The sequence below is a fragment of the Halomonas sp. 3D7M genome, from assembly GCF_014897885.1.
Lineage (GTDB): Bacteria > Pseudomonadota > Gammaproteobacteria > Pseudomonadales > Halomonadaceae > Vreelandella.
The window spans coordinates 14,433-30,169 of record NZ_JABUZF010000272.1; the positions used below are offsets into that span (position 1 = coordinate 14,433).

Annotated in this window: 14 protein-coding genes and 1 pseudogene; 2 read left to right on the forward strand and 13 right to left on the reverse strand. The window is 52.6% G+C overall.

The window, feature by feature from the left end; all coding sequences use genetic code 11:
- The 13 genes and pseudogenes from INT22_RS21610 to rpsB form a co-directional block, all read right to left on the reverse strand.
- Positions 1 to 289, reverse strand: a pseudogene (locus tag INT22_RS21610) (acyl-ACP--UDP-N-acetylglucosamine O-acyltransferase); the annotation flags it as partial.
- The gene (gene fabZ, locus INT22_RS19225; RefSeq protein WP_089039222.1) at positions 286 to 729 is read right to left on the reverse strand and encodes a 3-hydroxyacyl-ACP dehydratase FabZ; all 444 of its coding nucleotides are present in this window, start codon (positions 727 to 729) and stop codon (positions 286 to 288) included. The gene fabZ and the pseudogene INT22_RS21610, both read right to left, overlap by 4 nt.
- A gap of 137 nt (positions 730 to 866) precedes the next feature.
- Positions 867 to 1,904, reverse strand: a complete 1,038-nt coding sequence (gene lpxD / locus INT22_RS19230) for a UDP-3-O-(3-hydroxymyristoyl)glucosamine N-acyltransferase (RefSeq protein WP_089040909.1) — start codon at positions 1,902 to 1,904, stop codon at positions 867 to 869.
- Positions 1,905 to 1,955: 51 nt separating this feature from the next.
- Positions 1,956 to 2,462, reverse strand: coding sequence for an OmpH family outer membrane protein (locus INT22_RS19235; RefSeq protein ID WP_089039223.1), 507 nt, complete (start codon positions 2,460 to 2,462; stop codon positions 1,956 to 1,958).
- A gap of 47 nt (positions 2,463 to 2,509) precedes the next feature.
- Positions 2,510 to 4,861, reverse strand: coding sequence for an outer membrane protein assembly factor BamA (gene bamA, locus INT22_RS19240; protein WP_446718969.1), 2,352 nt, complete (start codon positions 4,859 to 4,861; stop codon positions 2,510 to 2,512).
- A 100-nt stretch (positions 4,862 to 4,961) separates the two neighbouring features.
- Positions 4,962 to 6,320 (reverse strand): sigma E protease regulator RseP, encoded by a 1,359-nt coding sequence (rseP, locus tag INT22_RS19245; RefSeq protein ID WP_193059966.1) that lies wholly within the window; start codon positions 6,318 to 6,320, stop codon positions 4,962 to 4,964.
- Between the two features lie 52 nt (positions 6,321 to 6,372).
- Positions 6,373 to 7,560, reverse strand: coding sequence for a 1-deoxy-D-xylulose-5-phosphate reductoisomerase (ispC, locus tag INT22_RS19250; protein ID WP_193059967.1), 1,188 nt, complete (start codon positions 7,558 to 7,560; stop codon positions 6,373 to 6,375).
- Positions 7,557 to 8,378, reverse strand: coding sequence for a phosphatidate cytidylyltransferase (locus INT22_RS19255; protein WP_193059968.1), 822 nt, complete (start codon positions 8,376 to 8,378; stop codon positions 7,557 to 7,559). Before INT22_RS19255 ends, ispC begins: the two co-directional genes overlap by 4 nt.
- Positions 8,371 to 9,156, reverse strand: coding sequence for a polyprenyl diphosphate synthase (gene uppS, locus INT22_RS19260; protein ID WP_089039227.1), 786 nt, complete (start codon positions 9,154 to 9,156; stop codon positions 8,371 to 8,373). The genes INT22_RS19255 and uppS overlap by 8 nt, the downstream gene beginning before the upstream one ends.
- 106 nt (positions 9,157 to 9,262) lie before the next feature.
- The gene (gene frr / locus INT22_RS19265) at positions 9,263 to 9,820 is read right to left on the reverse strand and encodes a ribosome recycling factor (protein WP_089039228.1); all 558 of its coding nucleotides are present in this window, start codon (positions 9,818 to 9,820) and stop codon (positions 9,263 to 9,265) included.
- A 4-nt stretch (positions 9,821 to 9,824) separates the two neighbouring features.
- Positions 9,825 to 10,598: a UMP kinase gene (pyrH, locus tag INT22_RS19270; RefSeq protein WP_089039229.1), complete on the reverse strand. Its 774-nt coding sequence runs from the start codon at positions 10,596 to 10,598 to the stop codon at positions 9,825 to 9,827.
- A gap of 122 nt (positions 10,599 to 10,720) precedes the next feature.
- Positions 10,721 to 11,590 carry a translation elongation factor Ts gene (gene tsf / locus INT22_RS19275; RefSeq protein ID WP_193059969.1) on the reverse strand — a complete coding sequence of 290 codons (870 nt, stop codon included), beginning with the start codon at positions 11,588 to 11,590 and terminating at the stop codon, positions 10,721 to 10,723.
- Between the two features lie 218 nt (positions 11,591 to 11,808).
- Positions 11,809 to 12,558, reverse strand: coding sequence for a 30S ribosomal protein S2 (gene rpsB / locus INT22_RS19280; protein ID WP_038481130.1), 750 nt, complete (start codon positions 12,556 to 12,558; stop codon positions 11,809 to 11,811).
- Positions 12,559 to 12,892: 334 nt separating this feature from the next.
- On the opposite strand from rpsB, the gene map reads away from it, so the two are divergent.
- Both map and glnD read left to right on the forward strand, forming a co-directional pair.
- Positions 12,893 to 13,684: a type I methionyl aminopeptidase gene (gene map / locus INT22_RS19285; RefSeq protein WP_089039230.1), complete on the forward strand. Its 792-nt coding sequence runs from the start codon at positions 12,893 to 12,895 to the stop codon at positions 13,682 to 13,684.
- A partial coding sequence (gene glnD, locus INT22_RS19290) for a [protein-PII] uridylyltransferase (RefSeq protein WP_226912935.1) occupies positions 13,684 to 15,737 on the forward strand: 2,054 nt, incomplete at its 3' end. The genes map and glnD, both read left to right, overlap by 1 nt.

A 15,737-nucleotide genomic window follows, 5' to 3' on the forward strand; every position in this document is an offset into this window, starting at 1 on the left:
CGGTACCACGGTGGAGAGTAACGCCTTCACGAACAACGTTATCATCCCCCATTACCAAGCGCGTTGGCTCGCCGGCGTATTTTTTGTCTTGGCAGTCTTCTCCTACCGAAGCAAACTGAAAAATTCGCGTACGTTCACCGAGAACGGTAGGCCCTTTAATCACCACATGGGGGCCTATCACAGAGCCAGCGCCAATCGTGACGTCTGGCCCAATAACACTAAACGGGCCAACCTCAACGTCGTCAGCAAGCTGCGCTTTGGGATCAACCAGTGCAGTAGGATGTATCAAGCGACCTTCCTCTCAGCACAAATAATTTCCGCCTCGCAGGCTAATTCACCATCAACCGTGGCACGGCAGGCGAACTTCCAAATACCACGTTTCCCACGGATGACATTGGCTTCCAGGACTAACTGGTCCCCCGGCATAACAGGGCGCTTGAAGCGCACATTATCGCTTCCTACTAGATAGTACACATAGCCGTCAGCGGGCAGCTTATTGACCGTTTTAAAGCCTAAAATACCGCACACCTGAGCCAGCGCCTCTAAGACTAAAACACCTGGCATAATGGGATGGTGCGGGAAATGGCCATTAAAAAACGGTTCATTAATACTGACATTTTTGTACGCAACGATGGATTCACCCACGGTTAATTGCGTTACTCGGTCCACCAGCAAAAACGGGTAGCGATGAGGCAAGTATTCGCGAATTTCGTTAATATCCATAACCATCGTAACGACCTCTAAAATGACAAAAGGCCCGAATCATATCAGGCACGCACCAGCAAAGTTGCTGGTTAAAAAGCAGTGAATTATAACCTGCTGCTATGCAGCCTCAAGCTAGCTGTAGCTATATTGCTGCCAAAACTCTACTTGCTGCGATGGCTTTTCTCTAAACGAGATAAACGCTTGGCTATTTCATCTAGCTGTTTAAATCGCACCGCATTCTTGCGCCATTGGGTATTATTCATGGCACCAGTACCCGATGAATAGACACCTGGTTCATGAATCGAATTGGTCACTAGACTCATCCCCGTTACCTGCACACCGTCACAAATAGAAAGGTGTCCGGACAGTCCAACGCCCCCTCCGAGCATACAGTGCTTACCCACTGTCGTGGAGCCAGCAATGCCAACACATCCCGCTAATGCGCTGTGATCACCAATGATCACGTTATGCGCAATCTGTACCTGGCTATCGATTTTTACATCGTTGCCAATGACAGTGTCTCCCAACGCGCCACGGTCAATGCTTGAGCAGCTACCGACTTCAACATCATCGCCTAGCACAACCCCGCCTAATTGAGCGATTTTGTGCCATCCGGCCCCGTCATGGGCAAAGCCGAAACCATCACCACCGATCACACAGCCGCTTTGCAAAATCACTCGCTTGCCCACAACAACACCGTGGCAAACAGTAACGTTGGCGTGTAGCCGCGTATCGTCGCCAATCACGCTATCGGCACCAATCACACTGCCAGCACCAACAACCACACGCTCACCTAACACGACGCCGGCTTCAATCACCGCATGCGCTTGAACAGACACACCGTTGCCCAACATAGCGTCATCCGCTACAACCGCTGTGGGGTGAATACCAGTCACATCCCGAGCAGGTAACGGATCGAATAGCTGGGAAAGCTTTGCGTAACCTAAATAAGGATTCGCCATCTCTAAACGCGGAACAGGGCAATTCTTGCCATGCTCAGGATGAAGCAACACTGCCGCTGCTTTTGTGGTTGCTAGATCTTTTAAATACGCACGATTAGCGAGAAATGCGACTTGATCAGGCGCTGCCTCTTTAAGCGTTGCGAGACCCCGAATCGGCTGTTCGGCGTCGCCTTCAAAATCGACGTCCAAGTGACGTGCAATCTGCGCAAGGGTAAGGTGATGAGGAGCGTGCGTCATGGGAGCCCAGAGAAACATGGGTGCGGACTAGCCGCACCAACAGTCCTAAAATTAGTTTAGCGAATCAAAAATCTGTGTGACCTCATTAGTCACATTAGGCAGGTCAGTTGATGAGTGCAACACCCCTTGAGGCTCTACCAGAACATCAATGTTGTGACGCTCTAACACCTGCTCTACCGCTTGTTCCAGCTTGGGCTCAGCGCCTTCAAGGAACCGCTGCTCAGACGCTTGCTGCGCTTGGAGCACTTCACGGCGCAGCTGCTCAAAGCGGCTACCCTTCTGCTGAAGTTCAGCAATTAGCGGATCTCGCTGAGACTGAGACATTGTCTCACCTTCACGCTGTAAACGCTCTTGTATGCGTTGAAGCTCTTCTCCTAACGCTTGAGCCTCGCGCTGCTGGTTACCGATTTGGCCTTCCAGTTGGCTCAACGATGACTGAGCCGACTGTGTATTCATCAACGCAGCACGCCAATCAAGCACTGCCACTTCAGCGGCAATGGCGTAGGCGGGAAGCGTCATGGCGCCAAATAGGCACACAGCTGCTGTCAGTTTACGCATCGTGTTAACTCCTTTTTATTAGGTAGGTACCAACGTATCCCACCATGTTAGAACGTTTGGCCCAGCGAGAACTGGAAGAACTGGGTATCGTCACCGCTTTTATCGCTTAACGGTTCTGCAACGCTGAAGGTCAACGGGCCTACCGGCGTTAGCCACGAAAGGCCGATACCAACGCTGTAACGCAAGTCACCCAGGTCGACTCCAGAACTACATTGCTGGCGCCCAATATCTGCTTCCTGCACATCATAGCAAGAACTCAAGAAGGTATTACCCGCGTCGAGGAAGAGCGACGGTTGAATCGCACGCTGGTCTTCCACAAAGGGCATTGGGAAGAGCACTTCTGCCGACCCTTCTACCAAGATATTACCGCCCAACGTACGGTCACGTCCGCCATCTCGAGTCGGTGTTGTACGCTGTCCCAGGGTATTCGATGTAAAACCACGCACTGAACCTAAGCCACCCGCATAAAAGTTCTCATAGAACGGATAAGGATCATTGCTACCCAGCGTGTCGGCATAGCCTAGATTACCGGTAAACTTCAACGCCCAAGTCTGGTCATCGTTGATCGGGAACAGCTGCTGGGCACGAGCACGCAGCTTGTAGTATTCCGCATCACTACCAGGGACACCTGTTTCTAGCGAGACACGCTGATAGTTACCCGCTGTTGGCATAATGCCACGGTTCAAGTTATTACGTGTCCAGCTTGCCGTTAGCTTCAGGCTTTGTGCGTCATCGCCTTGATCTTCGACGTAACGAATGATTTCTGAGGCAGAGTCGTCATAGGTTTTAATCGTGAGTTCTTCAATACTGGCGCCAAAGTTCAGACGGGAAAGCTCGCTGATGGGGTAACCGAAGTTAATACCAGCACCGTAAGCATCGGTGGAGAACGTCGAAATATCGGAGTCGCCGTAATCCGTTTCCCGATAAAACAGGTTATAACCGCGCGAAATACCATCCAGTGTCCAGTAGGGATCCGTAAATGCGAAGTTAACGCTGGTAAACGTATCACTACGTTGCGCACCTACGTTGACGCGGTTACCGGTACCTAGGAAGTTATTTTGCGCCAAACCGACACCATAAATTCCCCCTGCACTTTGCGAGAAGCCGACACTGGCAGATACCGAGCCAGACGGTTGCTCTTCGACGTTATACGTTACGTCTAGCAAGTCGGGCTGCCCCGGAACCGGTTGCGTATCAACCTCTACCTGGCTGAAAAAGCCAAGACGCTCCAAGCGTTGACGCGACTGAGTAATCGACTCAGTCGAGGCAGGCGCCCCCTCTAACTGGATCATTTCTCGACGCAATACTTCGTCTTGCGTTGTGGTATTGCCGTAAAACTCAATACGACGTACATAAGTTCGCTGACCAGGGTTGACCGCGATCACTAAATCAACCGTTTCACCATCACCGGCCATTTCAGGGATACCTTGAACTTCAGCAAACGCAAAGCCTTCCGCCCCAAGACGCTGACGAAGCGCCTCGGTAGACGCGTTGAGATCCCCACGAGAGAACGTATCACCACGGTTAATAGTCAGTAGCTCGTTCGCTTCGTTTTCGCTAATTTGCAGGTCACCTGCAAAACGAATGTCGCCTACTTGGAACTGGTTGCCCTCATCAATATTTAACGTGATGAAGATCTCTGACTTTTCAGGACCAATGGAAACCTGTGTTGAGGTGACATCAAAATTGACGTAACCACGATCCAAGTAAAAGGAGCGTAACCGCTCAATGTCCCCTGCCAACGCTTCGCGGGAATACTCATCTTTAGAGAACCAACCAAAAACACGCCCTGGCCGATCATTTAGCTCAAATACGTCGCGCAGCGTGTCATCGTCGAACGCTTCATTGCCCACGATGTTGATCTGGCGGATTTTAGCGACTTCACCTTCGTTAACATTGATATTAACCTGAACACGGCCTTCATCAATTTCGTCAACTTCAACATCGATACCGGCGCTGTAGCGCCCCTGAGCTTGATAAACCCCTTCAAGCTCACGCTGAATCTCTTCCAACGTGGAAAGTTGGAGCACCTGCCCCTCAGAAAGACCTGATTCGCGCAGACCGTTGCGCAGATCCTCATCAGAAATCTGCTGATTCCCTTCGATGTTCAAGCGCGCGATCGTCGGGCGCTCAACCACCTGGATAATCAACACATCTCCTTCGCGCGCGAGGGAAACATCTTCAAACAAACCTGTGGCAAACAAATCTCGCGCAGCGGCAGCAAGCTGCTGTTCGCTAACGCGATCATTGGCATTGACGGGAAACGCATTAAAGACCGAGGCGGCAGATACCCGCTGCAGTCCTTCCACACGAATGTCGGAAACATCAAAGGATTGTGCTTGGGCAGTGCTGGTACCTACCAACAACAATGCCGCCATTCCAAGGGTCTTGATTTTCATGCAGTCAGTTCGCTCGCGTTGGTCTGCCCATCATTCCAGATAGGCACCATATACATTTGTGCAGGCAGATGACAAGGCATCCAGCGCCCTACACGCGTCATTACCACAGGCGCATCAGATCAAAATAGAGAGCCATCAACATTAGGGTGCCTACCATGGCAAGCCCAATACGCAACCCTACTGCTTGCGTTTGCTCAGAGACCGGCCGCCCACGCACGACCTCTATAAAATAATAAAGTAAATGCCCACCATCGAGCACGGGTATTGGCAGTAGATTAAGCACGCCAAGGCTGATAGAAAGATACGCTAGAAAGCCTACGAACGCTTCCATCCCCGCACGAGCAGAGTCACCTGATATCTGCGCGATGGTAATCGGCCCCGAAAGGTTCGACGGTGAAATAAGCCCCACCAGCATCTTACGGATAGCATCTACTGTCAGCAGCGTCATCTCACCTGTACGTGATAACGCTTGACCTACCGCTTCTACAGGCCCGTAACGAATTTCACGTTGAAACTCTTCAGGCCATGTTACCTGCTGCGCTCCGGCACCAATGTACCCAACCTCGACGCCACTCTCCAGCGTATTACGTCCAGGGGTTAAGGAAAGGCTACCCTGCTCATCACCACGCTGGTAACCCACCTCTAAGGTTTGGCCTGCATTCTCACGAATAACCGAGACAAACTGCATCCAGTCGTCAATTGGCTCGCCATCCAGAGACACAATACGATCACCCGCTCGCAGGCCAGCTTGTGCAGCCGCCTGGCCATCAATCACTTGGCCTAGCACTGCGGGTACGTTCGGGCGCCAAGGTGTAATGCCCAAACTCTGCATTGGCTGGGGCGGGTCCTGGCGAACCATGTAGTTGGCAACAGGAAGCTGATAAACCCGAGAGGCATTGGACCCTTCAGGCTGTGCCTCAAGCACCAGGTCGCCATTAAACCCGATCATAGAGACAAGCTTTAAATTAATCTCTTCCCAGGAGCGCATAGCATCTCCCTGGATAGAGGTAATTTCTGCGCCGTGAGAAAGCCCTGCCTCTGCCGCAGGAGAGTTAGGAGCAACATCGCCAACAATAGGAGCAACGGTTGTAGTGCCTGCAACGAATAGCGCCCAGTAAGCTACAATCGCAAGTAAAAAATTTGCAATCGGGCCAGCGGCAACAATAGCGATACGCTGCCATACGGTCTTGCGGTTAAACGCCTGATCTAATTGCTCTTCAGGTACAGGCGCTTCGCGCTCGTCGAGCATTTTTACGTAGCCGCCTAGCGGTATGGCCGCCACCGCGAACTCTGTGCCGTGACGATCAACGGTCGACCATAGCGGCTTACCAAAGCCGACTGAGAAACGTAGCACCTTTACACCGCAGCGCCGCGCCACCCAAAAATGGCCAAACTCGTGAAAGGTTACCAACAACCCCAGTACCACGATCACCGCTAATATGTTCTGTATCAGGCTCACTCTTCGCTCCTTTACACGACTCGCTGATCAACGATGGCTGATGCTAAGCGAACTACTGGCATACTATTAGCGCCGCCTGCTCCCGTGCCCACTGATCTGCAGATAATATCCGCTCAAGCGTGTCGGCACGCCCTTCAAACGGTAGAGCCATCACTTTTGCCACTACGTCAGCAATCGCGCTGAAGCCAAGCTGTCCTTCCAGAAAAGCCTCCACGGCGACCTCATTCGCCGCATTCAAAATCGCCGGTGCAGCGCCGCCCTTGTGCATAGCATCACGGGCGAGCGACAAGCAGGGGAAAAGCGCTTCATCGGGGGCTTCGAAATCCAGACGCGCCACCTGAAAAAGATCCAGCGTCTCAACACCCGCATCAATCCGTTCCGGCCATGCCAATCCATAAGCAATAGGCGTACGCATATCAGGATTACCCAGCTGCGCAATCACCGAGCCATCATCATAGGCAACCATCGAGTGAATAACGCTTTGCGGATGAACCACTACCTGTATCTGATCAGGCGTTGCATCAAATAGCCAGCACGCTTCAATAAGCTCTAAGCCTTTATTCATCAACGTCGCGCTATCGACGGAGATTTTGCGCCCCATTGACCAGTTAGGATGATGACAAGCCTGCTCAGGGGTCACCTTAGCGATATCTTCTGCCTGCCAGCCACGAAAAGGGCCGCCAGAGGCGGTGAGCAGCAGCTGGCGAACACCGTGCTGACGCAGTCCACCTCTATGCTCGGTAGGTAGACATTGGTAAATAGCATTATGTTCGGAATCAATCGGCAATAAGGTTGCACCTGAGCGCGCAACAGCGTCCATAAACAGCGCGCCACTCATCACTAGAGCTTCTTTATTGGCCAACAGTACGCGCTTACCTGACTCGGCAGCTGCTAGCGCAGGTAACAGGCCCGCTGCGCCAACAATAGCGGCCATCACGGTATCCACTTGCCTTTCTCGCGCCACCTGGCAAAGCGCCATAGCTCCTGAAAGAACCTTAGTAGAGAGCCCTGACGTTAAAAGTGCTTGCTGCAACCAGGCCGCATCCTCAGGGTCATGTAATACAGCGACTTCTGGGTGATGAAAGCGGCATTGCGCTAAGAGCACTTCTTTTGAGGTATGGGCCGTTAAGGCATAAACGCGATAGCGGTCTGGATATTGAGCAATGACATCAAGGGTGCTTTTACCAATTGAGCCTGTTGAACCAAGCACTGTAATACGCTGAACAGCTGGTTGGCTCATAGGGCGCTCACCTGGAGATGGATCACCTGCAAATAGAACAGCGCAAAAATAGGCACTGCTGCCGTCAGGCTATCAATACGATCCAGTACACCGCCATGGCCTGGCAAGAGCTGACTTGAATCTTTGATGCCCCGATAGCGTTTAAGCATACTTTCGAGAAGGTCACCAAGCACTGAAACCAGCGTCACTAAACCGGTAATCACTACCAGTGCGACACCGCCTATAAGGTTAATGGGCTGCCACACAGCGAACACAATTGCTAGCAATAGCGTGGCCGCAAGGCCGCCATAAACACCTTCCCAGGACTTACCTGGGCTCACTTTTGGAGCAAGCTTATTTTTTCCCCAACGCCTGCCAGCAAAGTAGGCGCCAATATCAGCGGTCCAGACTAACAACAGCACAAACAGCAGCCATACAGCGCCACTATCGCGGAGCACATTGAATCCTACCCAGCACGGCAGCAGCACCCACACACCCATGAGCAACCGCCGAGAAGTGGCTTGCCATTGGTTGGCAGTATCAGGGTAGTGGGTCACCCAATAAAGATTAATCCCCCACCCCACAGCAGCCAGCCAAAGCGGCCAAGCGGCAAACGCTGCTCCACCTAGCCACATTGCCAGCATTAACACTGCCATAACAGCTACCAGGGCAATTCGCGCTCCCTGACGGGCGACACCGGCCAAGTTGGTCCACTCCCAAGCACCTAGCAGCACAATTAGCGCTGTAAACAGTGCAAAGGCTCCACCTTGTAGTCCGAACAAGCCAGTCAGCGTCAGGGGCGCTAACCAAGCTGCTGTAATCATCCGCTGTTTAAGCACCTTGCGCCTCTATTTGTGCGTCGGTCATACCAAAACGACGGCGACGTAGGCAAAAATCGTCAAGCGCCTCATCAAGTGCCGCCCCGTTAAAATCTGGCCAGAGCAGTGGCGAAAAATGCAGTTCTGCGTAAGCTAACTGCCATAACATAAAGTTAGATAGCCGCTGCTCTCCGCTGGTGCGGATGCATAAATCTACCGGCGGTACATTGTGCGTATTCATCGCCGCATCAAGACGCGCCTCATCAATATCGGAAGCCGCTAACTCACCTGCGGCGACTTGCTCCGCCAACTGTCTAGCCGCTCGCGCAAGGTCCCATTGACCACCGTAGTTGGCCGCAATCACCAGATGCATACCGGTATTCTCTGCGGTTAACGACTCGGCACGCTGAATATGCTTTTGGATCGCATGGGAAAAACCACGCTGTTCGCCAATAATTGACAGGCGAATATTACGCTCATGGAGCTTTTTGACCTCGCGCTTAAGCGCCATCAAAAAAAGCTCCATCAAGGCATTCACCTCAGCCGCTGGGCGCTTCCAGTTTTCACTTGAAAAAGCAAAAAGACTCAGTGTCTGAACGCCGCGCTGCGCAGCGCGTTCAATAACCGCTCGAACGGCTTCGACACCGGCTCGGTGACCGCGCACTCCGGAAAGCCCACGTGCCCGCGCCCAGCGGTTATTACCATCCATAATAATAGCAACATGGGCTGGCGGCGCCTCCTCGGACCGAGAAGGCGTCGCGCCATCCTGCTGCGCTTGGGGAAGCTGCGGAGACGTCATGGGTTCTCGCACCAAAGATCAGTCATAGTAAAGCCAAGCGATGACCCACGGGCAGCCAAGCCCCCCGTGGTTGATTGAAAGCAGGTAGCTATTTTTAGACTAATAACTATACCTGCATGAGATCTTGTTCTTTTGCGGCAAGCGCTTTATCGACCTCAGCAATATACTTATCCGTCAACTTCTGGATTTCGTCTTCACCCTGGCGCTGATCGTCTTCAGTAATTTCTTTATCCTTCAACAAAGACTTAAAATCACCGTTGGCATCACGACGTACGTTACGCACCGCCACGCGCGCATGTTCAGCTTCGCTACGCGCCTGCTTGATGTAACCTTTGCGCGTTTCTTCGGTCAACATCGGCATCGGCACGCGAATGACATTGCCGGCGCTGGCAGGATTGAGCCCCAGATCAGAGGTCATAATTGCCTTTTCAATCTTGGGCACCATGCCCTGCTCCCAAGGCGCCACTGTCAGCGTACGAGCATCTTCCACGTTAACAGAAGCCACTTGATTTAGCGGCACCTGACCACCGTAATAATCAACGGTAACAGCGTCGAGAATACTGGGATGAGCACGCCCCGTACGGATTTTGTTGAAGTTGCTGTGCAGCGCTTCAACGCTTTTCTTCATGCGAGATTCTGCATCTTTCTTGATGTCATTGATCACGATATTACCCTCTGTCTATCAGCGTGCCTTCCTTGCCCCCTACTACCAAATTCAGCAGGGCACCAGGCTTATTCATATCAAATACCCGCACCGGCATATTATGGTCACGTACCAGGCAGATTGCGGTCAAATCCATAACGCCCAATTTTTGGTCTAGGGCATCGTCGTAAGAGAGCTGGTCATACTTCACGGCATCGGGATGTTTAACCGGATCTTTATTGTACACGCCGTCTACTTTGGTGGCCTTGATCACCACGTCAACATCTACTTCAATACCACGTAAGCAGGCTGCAGAGTCGGTCGTAAAGAAAGGATTACCCGTTCCCGCTGAAAACAGCACCACGTCTCCCGACGTTAAGTAGCGGATGGCGGTGCGGCGGTCGTAATGCTCTACCACACCACTCATGGGAATCGCTGACATTACCCGCGAGCGAATATTGGAACGCTCAAGCGCATCTCGCATTGCTAGCGCATTCATCACGGTTGCCAGCATTCCCATGTGGTCACCCGTCACCCGATCCATGCCGGCTTCATTAAGCGCCGCGCCACGAAATAGGTTTCCACCACCAATCACGATCCCCACCTGAACGCCAATACCAACCAATTGGCCGATCTCTAACGCCATACGATCCAGCACTTTCGGATCAATACCAAAATCGTGCTCACCCATTAGCGCTTCGCCAGACAACTTCAGCAAAATACGTTTGTATTTTGATTTCGACTTTTCAGTCTTACTGGCAGCAACTGCGGGGGCGGACTCTTGAACTTCACGTGACATGGCATCTCTCCTGAGGCAGACCTGAACACAGGCGGGCGAGACGACCCCTGTTTTTCACAGGGGCCGGATACACAAAAGCGTGCGCTCGCGCGCACGCCATCTTCTTTCTGAAACCTCTGACCTTAGCGACGGCCAGCCTGTTCCATAACTTCTTTAGCAAAGTCGACTTCTTCTTTCTCGATGCCTTCGCCCACTTCAAAGCGAGTGAAGCTAACCACTTCGCCACCCGCCGCTTTCACGAACTCGGCAACGGATTGGTTCGGGTCTTTAACGAACGGCTGTTCGGTCAGACTGTTCTCGGCCAAGTACTTTTTCAGACGGCCTTGAACCATTTTCTCAGCGATCTGCTCAGGCTTACCGGCCATGTCCGGCTGGGCCAGAATAATCGCTTTTTCTTTGTCCAGCTCTTCCTGCGGCATATCTTCGGGGTGCGCAACCGACGGATTGATCGCTGCTACGTGCATAGCAACGTCTTTAGCAGCTTCCGTGCTACCACCTTTCAGAACGGTCAAGACGCCGATACGGCCGCCGTGAACGTATTCGCCTACAAGGCCACCTTCAACAGCGTTCACAACAACGGCACGACGCACACCGATATTCTCGCCGATTTTCTGTACCAGCTGCTCACGAGTAGACTCGAGGTCGCCAGCCATTACCGCTGCAACGTCTTCATTTTTTGCCGCAAAGAACGCATCCGCGATCTTGTTGGTGAAAGCGATGAAGTTGTCGTCACGGGCAACGAAATCAGTTTCGGAGTTGATCTCGACCATTACGCCGTAGCTGCCGTCTTCTGCTACGCGAGTAACAACGGCACCTTCTGCAGCGGTACGGCCCGCTTTTTTCGCGGCTTTAAGGCCAGAGCTTTTACGCAGGTTCTCGATTGCAACTTCGATATCACCGTCGGCTTCAGTAAGTGCTTTTTTACACTCCATCATGCCAAGACCGGTACGTTCGCGCAGTTCCTTAACCTGAGAGGCGCTGATAGCAGCCATGAGTTTTCACCTCGGAAATGGTTCTAGCTGAAAGTTAAACGCGCTACAGAGTATAGGCTCGGTAGATGACCGTTGCGTATCACTTTGTAGAGCATTCGCCGGCATTAAGCGTCCGGCATAATCGGCCCACTTGAGCGAACTCAAAGCGGGAAAAAGGGGGCATAAGGCCCCCTCTTAAACATGATGCGGCTTATCTGGCCGCCGCACCACTGCAACCGTTACTCGGCAGCAGCGTCAGTGTCGGCAGAAGCGGCTTCTTCAGTCACTTCAACAAACTCTTCCGGACGACCTTCTTTTGCACGACCACACGCGTCAGCAATTGCTTTCACGTAGATCTGAATAGCGCGGATGGAGTCGTCGTTACCCGGGATAACGTAATCAACGCCATCTGGGTTTGAGTTGGTATCTACCACACCAATAACCGGGATACCCAGTTTGTTGGCTTCGTTGATCGCGATGCGCTCGTGGTCAACATCGATAACGAACAGCGCGTCAGGAAGGCCGCCCATGTTCTTGATACCGCCGATAGAACGCTCAAGCTTCTCTTGCTCGCGAGTTGCCATCAAGACTTCTTTCTTGGTCAGCTTCTCGAACGTGCCGTCTTCGCGCATGGTTTCAAGATCACGCAGACGCTTGATGGACTGACGAATGGTCTTGAAGTTAGTCAGCATACCACCCAACCAGCGATGGTTGACGAACGGCTGGTTAACGCGGTTTGCTTCTTCTTTGATGATCTTGCTAGCGCTGCGCTTGGTGCCAACAAACAAAATTTTGTTGTTGGATGCCGCCATCTTCTCAACCACGTCGATCGCTTCGTTCAGCGCCGGCAAAGTGTGCTCGAGGTTGATGATATGAATCTTGTTGCGCGCGCCGAAGATGAATTTACCCATCTTCGGATTCCAGTACTTGGTTTGGTGACCGAAGTGAGCACCTGCTTTCAGCAGGTCACGCATATTAACGTGAGACATGATAAAACTCCTGAAACTCGGGTTAGGCCTCCACGCACCCCATGGATCCGACCAGTGGCATCGTCAGACGCTGCCAGCGGCACCCGGGACCATGTGCCGGTGCATGTGTGTTTTCAAGGCTTGCTGTTTAGTAACACAGATTTCTGCATTACGTTTAAATAGCCTTTCTGCAGATGACCAACCGACAAAGAAGCATCGGATGGCGATTGCAGGAAAGCGCGCGGCTTTATACCATAGATCATTACCAAGATGAAGTCACAGCGCATGTAACGGTCTTAATTTACCGCTCACCATTGCCGTTCACCACTTACTTTAGAACCCACATCGAGAATTCATGAACGTTCCTATCAAGACGCCTTCTGAAATCGAGAAAATGCGTGAAGCCGGGCGCCAAGCCGCCAGCGTCATTGAAATGATCACCCCCCACATCAAGGCGGGGATCTCTACGGGTGAAATTGATCGCCTGTGCCACGATTTTATTGTTAACAATTTGGGCTCTACACCTGCCCCGCTGAACTACCACGGTTTTCCGAAAGCAACCTGTACATCAATCAATCACGTGGTCTGCCATGGCATTCCTGATGATGCCAAAAAATTGAAGAACGGCGATATCATGAATTTGGATATCACCGTCAAAACAACTGACGGCTACCACGGTGATTCCAGCGTGATGTTCGTCATCGGCGATACGATCCAGGGCGAGCGCTTATGCCGTATCACCCAAGAGTGCCTGTACAAAAGCATTGAGCTAGTAAAGCCAGGCGTACACCTTTCGGAACTTGCCCGCGTTATTCAGCAACATGCTGAAGCACACGGCTACTCCGTAGTGCGCGACTTCTGCGGCCACGGCATCGGCGCCGATTTCCACGAAGATCCGCAGTTTCTTCACTATGATGGCTATGCACCCGATGCCGACATCCCGCTGGAAGCCGGCATGTGTTTTACTATCGAACCAATGATTAACGTAGGCGGCTATAAAACCAAGGTGCTACGCGATGGTTGGACAGCGGTCACTAAGGATCGAAGCTTATCTGCCCAGTGGGAGCACACGCTGCTGGTCACAGAAACCGGTGTTGACGTGCTGACTGCACGCAGCGACGAAGACTTCAGTTTTCTAAATCGCTGATGCTTCTTCATCACTACCGGTTCGAGCCGGACACCACGCTGTACGATCTCGCCATGTTTCGCACCGAACTCGCCGGATCACGCTCTCCTATTGCGCCGTTTAAGGCGGCGCTGCGGGAGCTACAAGCCAAGCTGGATGAGCAGTTTCGTTCCGGGGCTGATATACGCGACCTAGTCCGCGGGCGAGCGTGGTATCTGGATCAGCTGCTAGCCATTGCCTGGGCGCAGCACAACTGGCCTGACGATGGCGTTGCCCTGGTGGCAGTGGGTGGTTACGGCCGAGGCGAGCTACACCCGCACTCAGACATCGACCTCCTGCTGCTACTGGCGCATGACGATGACACCCCTTATCGCGAGTCGCTAAGCGCTTTCATTACCTTCTTATGGGATATCGGTCTTGAGATCGGCCATAGCGTGCGCTCGCTTAATGACTGTGAGCGGGAAGCTGAAGCTGATGTCACCGTGATGACCAACCTGTTGGAGTCGCGACTCATTGCTGGCCCCGAACATCTTCGCCAAAAGATGCGTGAACGCCTTAGCGCCGAGCATATTTGGCCTGCTGACCGTTTTTTCGAAGCCAAGTGGCAAGAACAAATTGCCCGCCACTATCGCTACAACAACTCGGAATACCACTTAGAGCCAAACCTGAAAAGCTCCCCAGGCGGCCTACGTGATATTCAAATGATTGGTTGGGTCGCTAAACGCCATTTCGACACTGAGCACTATGCTGATATCGTCGCAAATGGCTTTATGAATGATGCCGAACTGCGCATTCTAAGCCAGGGCCAAGCCTTTTTATGGCAGGTGCGTTATACCCTGCACATGCTAACAGGCCGCGCCGAAGATCGATTGCTGTTTGATCACCAACGTACCATTGCCGAAATGTTTGGCTTTAGGGATACCCCTGAGCGCTTAGCAGTTGAACAGTTCATGAAGCGCTACTATCGGCATGTAACCGCCCTGGCCGGGCTTAACGACATGCTGTTACAGCACTTTGATGAGGTTATCCTACGCGGCAAAGAAGCCTTGGAAACCGTTAAGCTGAACGAGCGCTTCGAAACCAAAGGCGGCTACATCCAAGCGCGCTCACGCAATCTGTTTCGTGAGCGACCGGCGGCCATGTTGGAACTGTTTCTGCTGATGGCAAAGCACCCGGAAATAGAAGGGGTACGCGCCGACACCATTCGCCTGATCCGCGATCATCGCCATCAAATTGATGATCACTACCGCGAAGACCCTCGCCATCAGCGGCTATTCATGTCCATTTTGCGGGCTCCCGGCAATGTCCCTCGCCAATTAAGGCGCATGAACCGTTACGGCATCTTGGGCAAGTATCTGCCAGAATTTGGTCGCGCGGTCGGGTTGATGCAACACGACCTATTCCACATTTACACGGTAGACGCCCATACCCTGCGCTTACTGAAGTTTTTACACGGCTTTCGCAAACCGGATGCCAAAGATGACTTCCCCGTCGCAGCCACGCTGATTCATCAACTGCCTAAAATGGATCTGCTGTGGATAGCAGGACTGTTTCACGATGTTGGCAAGGGCCGCGGCGGCGATCATTCTGAGATTGGTGCGCGTGATGTTGAGCAATTCTGCCACCGTCACCACGTCTCCCAACACGACACTAACTTACTGCGCTGGCTGGTGGAGCATCACCTGTTGATGTCTATGACCGCCCAGAAGCGCGACATTAGTGATCCCGACGTGATTCGCGACTTCGCTCTAACAGTGCGCGACGAGACCCGCTTAGACTATCTCTACGTGCTCACCGTTGCCGACATCAATGCAACCAACCCCACCCTGTGGAACGGCTGGCGTGCGTCGCTGTTGCGCCAGCTGCATGCTGAAACCAAGCGGGCACTGAGACGAGGGCTAAAAAACCCGCCCGACCGAGATGACTGGGTGCGCGAAACCCGTACCGAAGCCCGCTCGTTACTGCAAACAGTCGGCGTAGACAGCGCTCAGATTGATCAACTGTGGGAATCTCTTGGTGAAGACTATTTCCTTCAGTACGCCCCCAGCGAAATTGTCTGGCAGACCCAAGGTAT

Excerpts from the sequence above, each read along its gene's own strand:
- fabZ (WP_089039222.1), bottom strand. The coding sequence starts at position 729 with ATGGTTATGGATATTAACGAAATTCGCGAATACTTGCCTCATCGCTAC.
- lpxD (WP_089040909.1), bottom strand. The coding sequence starts at position 1,904 with ATGACGCACGCTCCTCATCACCTTACCCTTGCGCAGATTGCACGTCAC.
- INT22_RS19235 (WP_089039223.1), bottom strand. The coding sequence starts at position 2,462 with ATGCGTAAACTGACAGCAGCTGTGTGCCTATTTGGCGCCATGACGCTT.
- bamA (WP_446718969.1), bottom strand. The coding sequence starts at position 4,861 with ATGAAAATCAAGACCCTTGGAATGGCGGCATTGTTGTTGGTAGGTACC.
- ispC (WP_193059967.1), bottom strand. The coding sequence starts at position 7,560 with ATGAGCCAACCAGCTGTTCAGCGTATTACAGTGCTTGGTTCAACAGGC.
- uppS (WP_089039227.1), bottom strand. The coding sequence starts at position 9,156 with ATGACGTCTCCGCAGCTTCCCCAAGCGCAGCAGGATGGCGCGACGCCT.
- pyrH (WP_089039229.1), bottom strand. The coding sequence starts at position 10,598 with ATGTCACGTGAAGTTCAAGAGTCCGCCCCCGCAGTTGCTGCCAGTAAG.
- tsf (WP_193059969.1), bottom strand. The coding sequence starts at position 11,590 with ATGGCTGCTATCAGCGCCTCTCAGGTTAAGGAACTGCGCGAACGTACC.
- rpsB (WP_038481130.1), bottom strand. The coding sequence starts at position 12,558 with ATGTCTCACGTTAATATGCGTGACCTGCTGAAAGCAGGTGCTCACTTC.
- map (WP_089039230.1), top strand. The coding sequence starts at position 12,893 with ATGAACGTTCCTATCAAGACGCCTTCTGAAATCGAGAAAATGCGTGAA.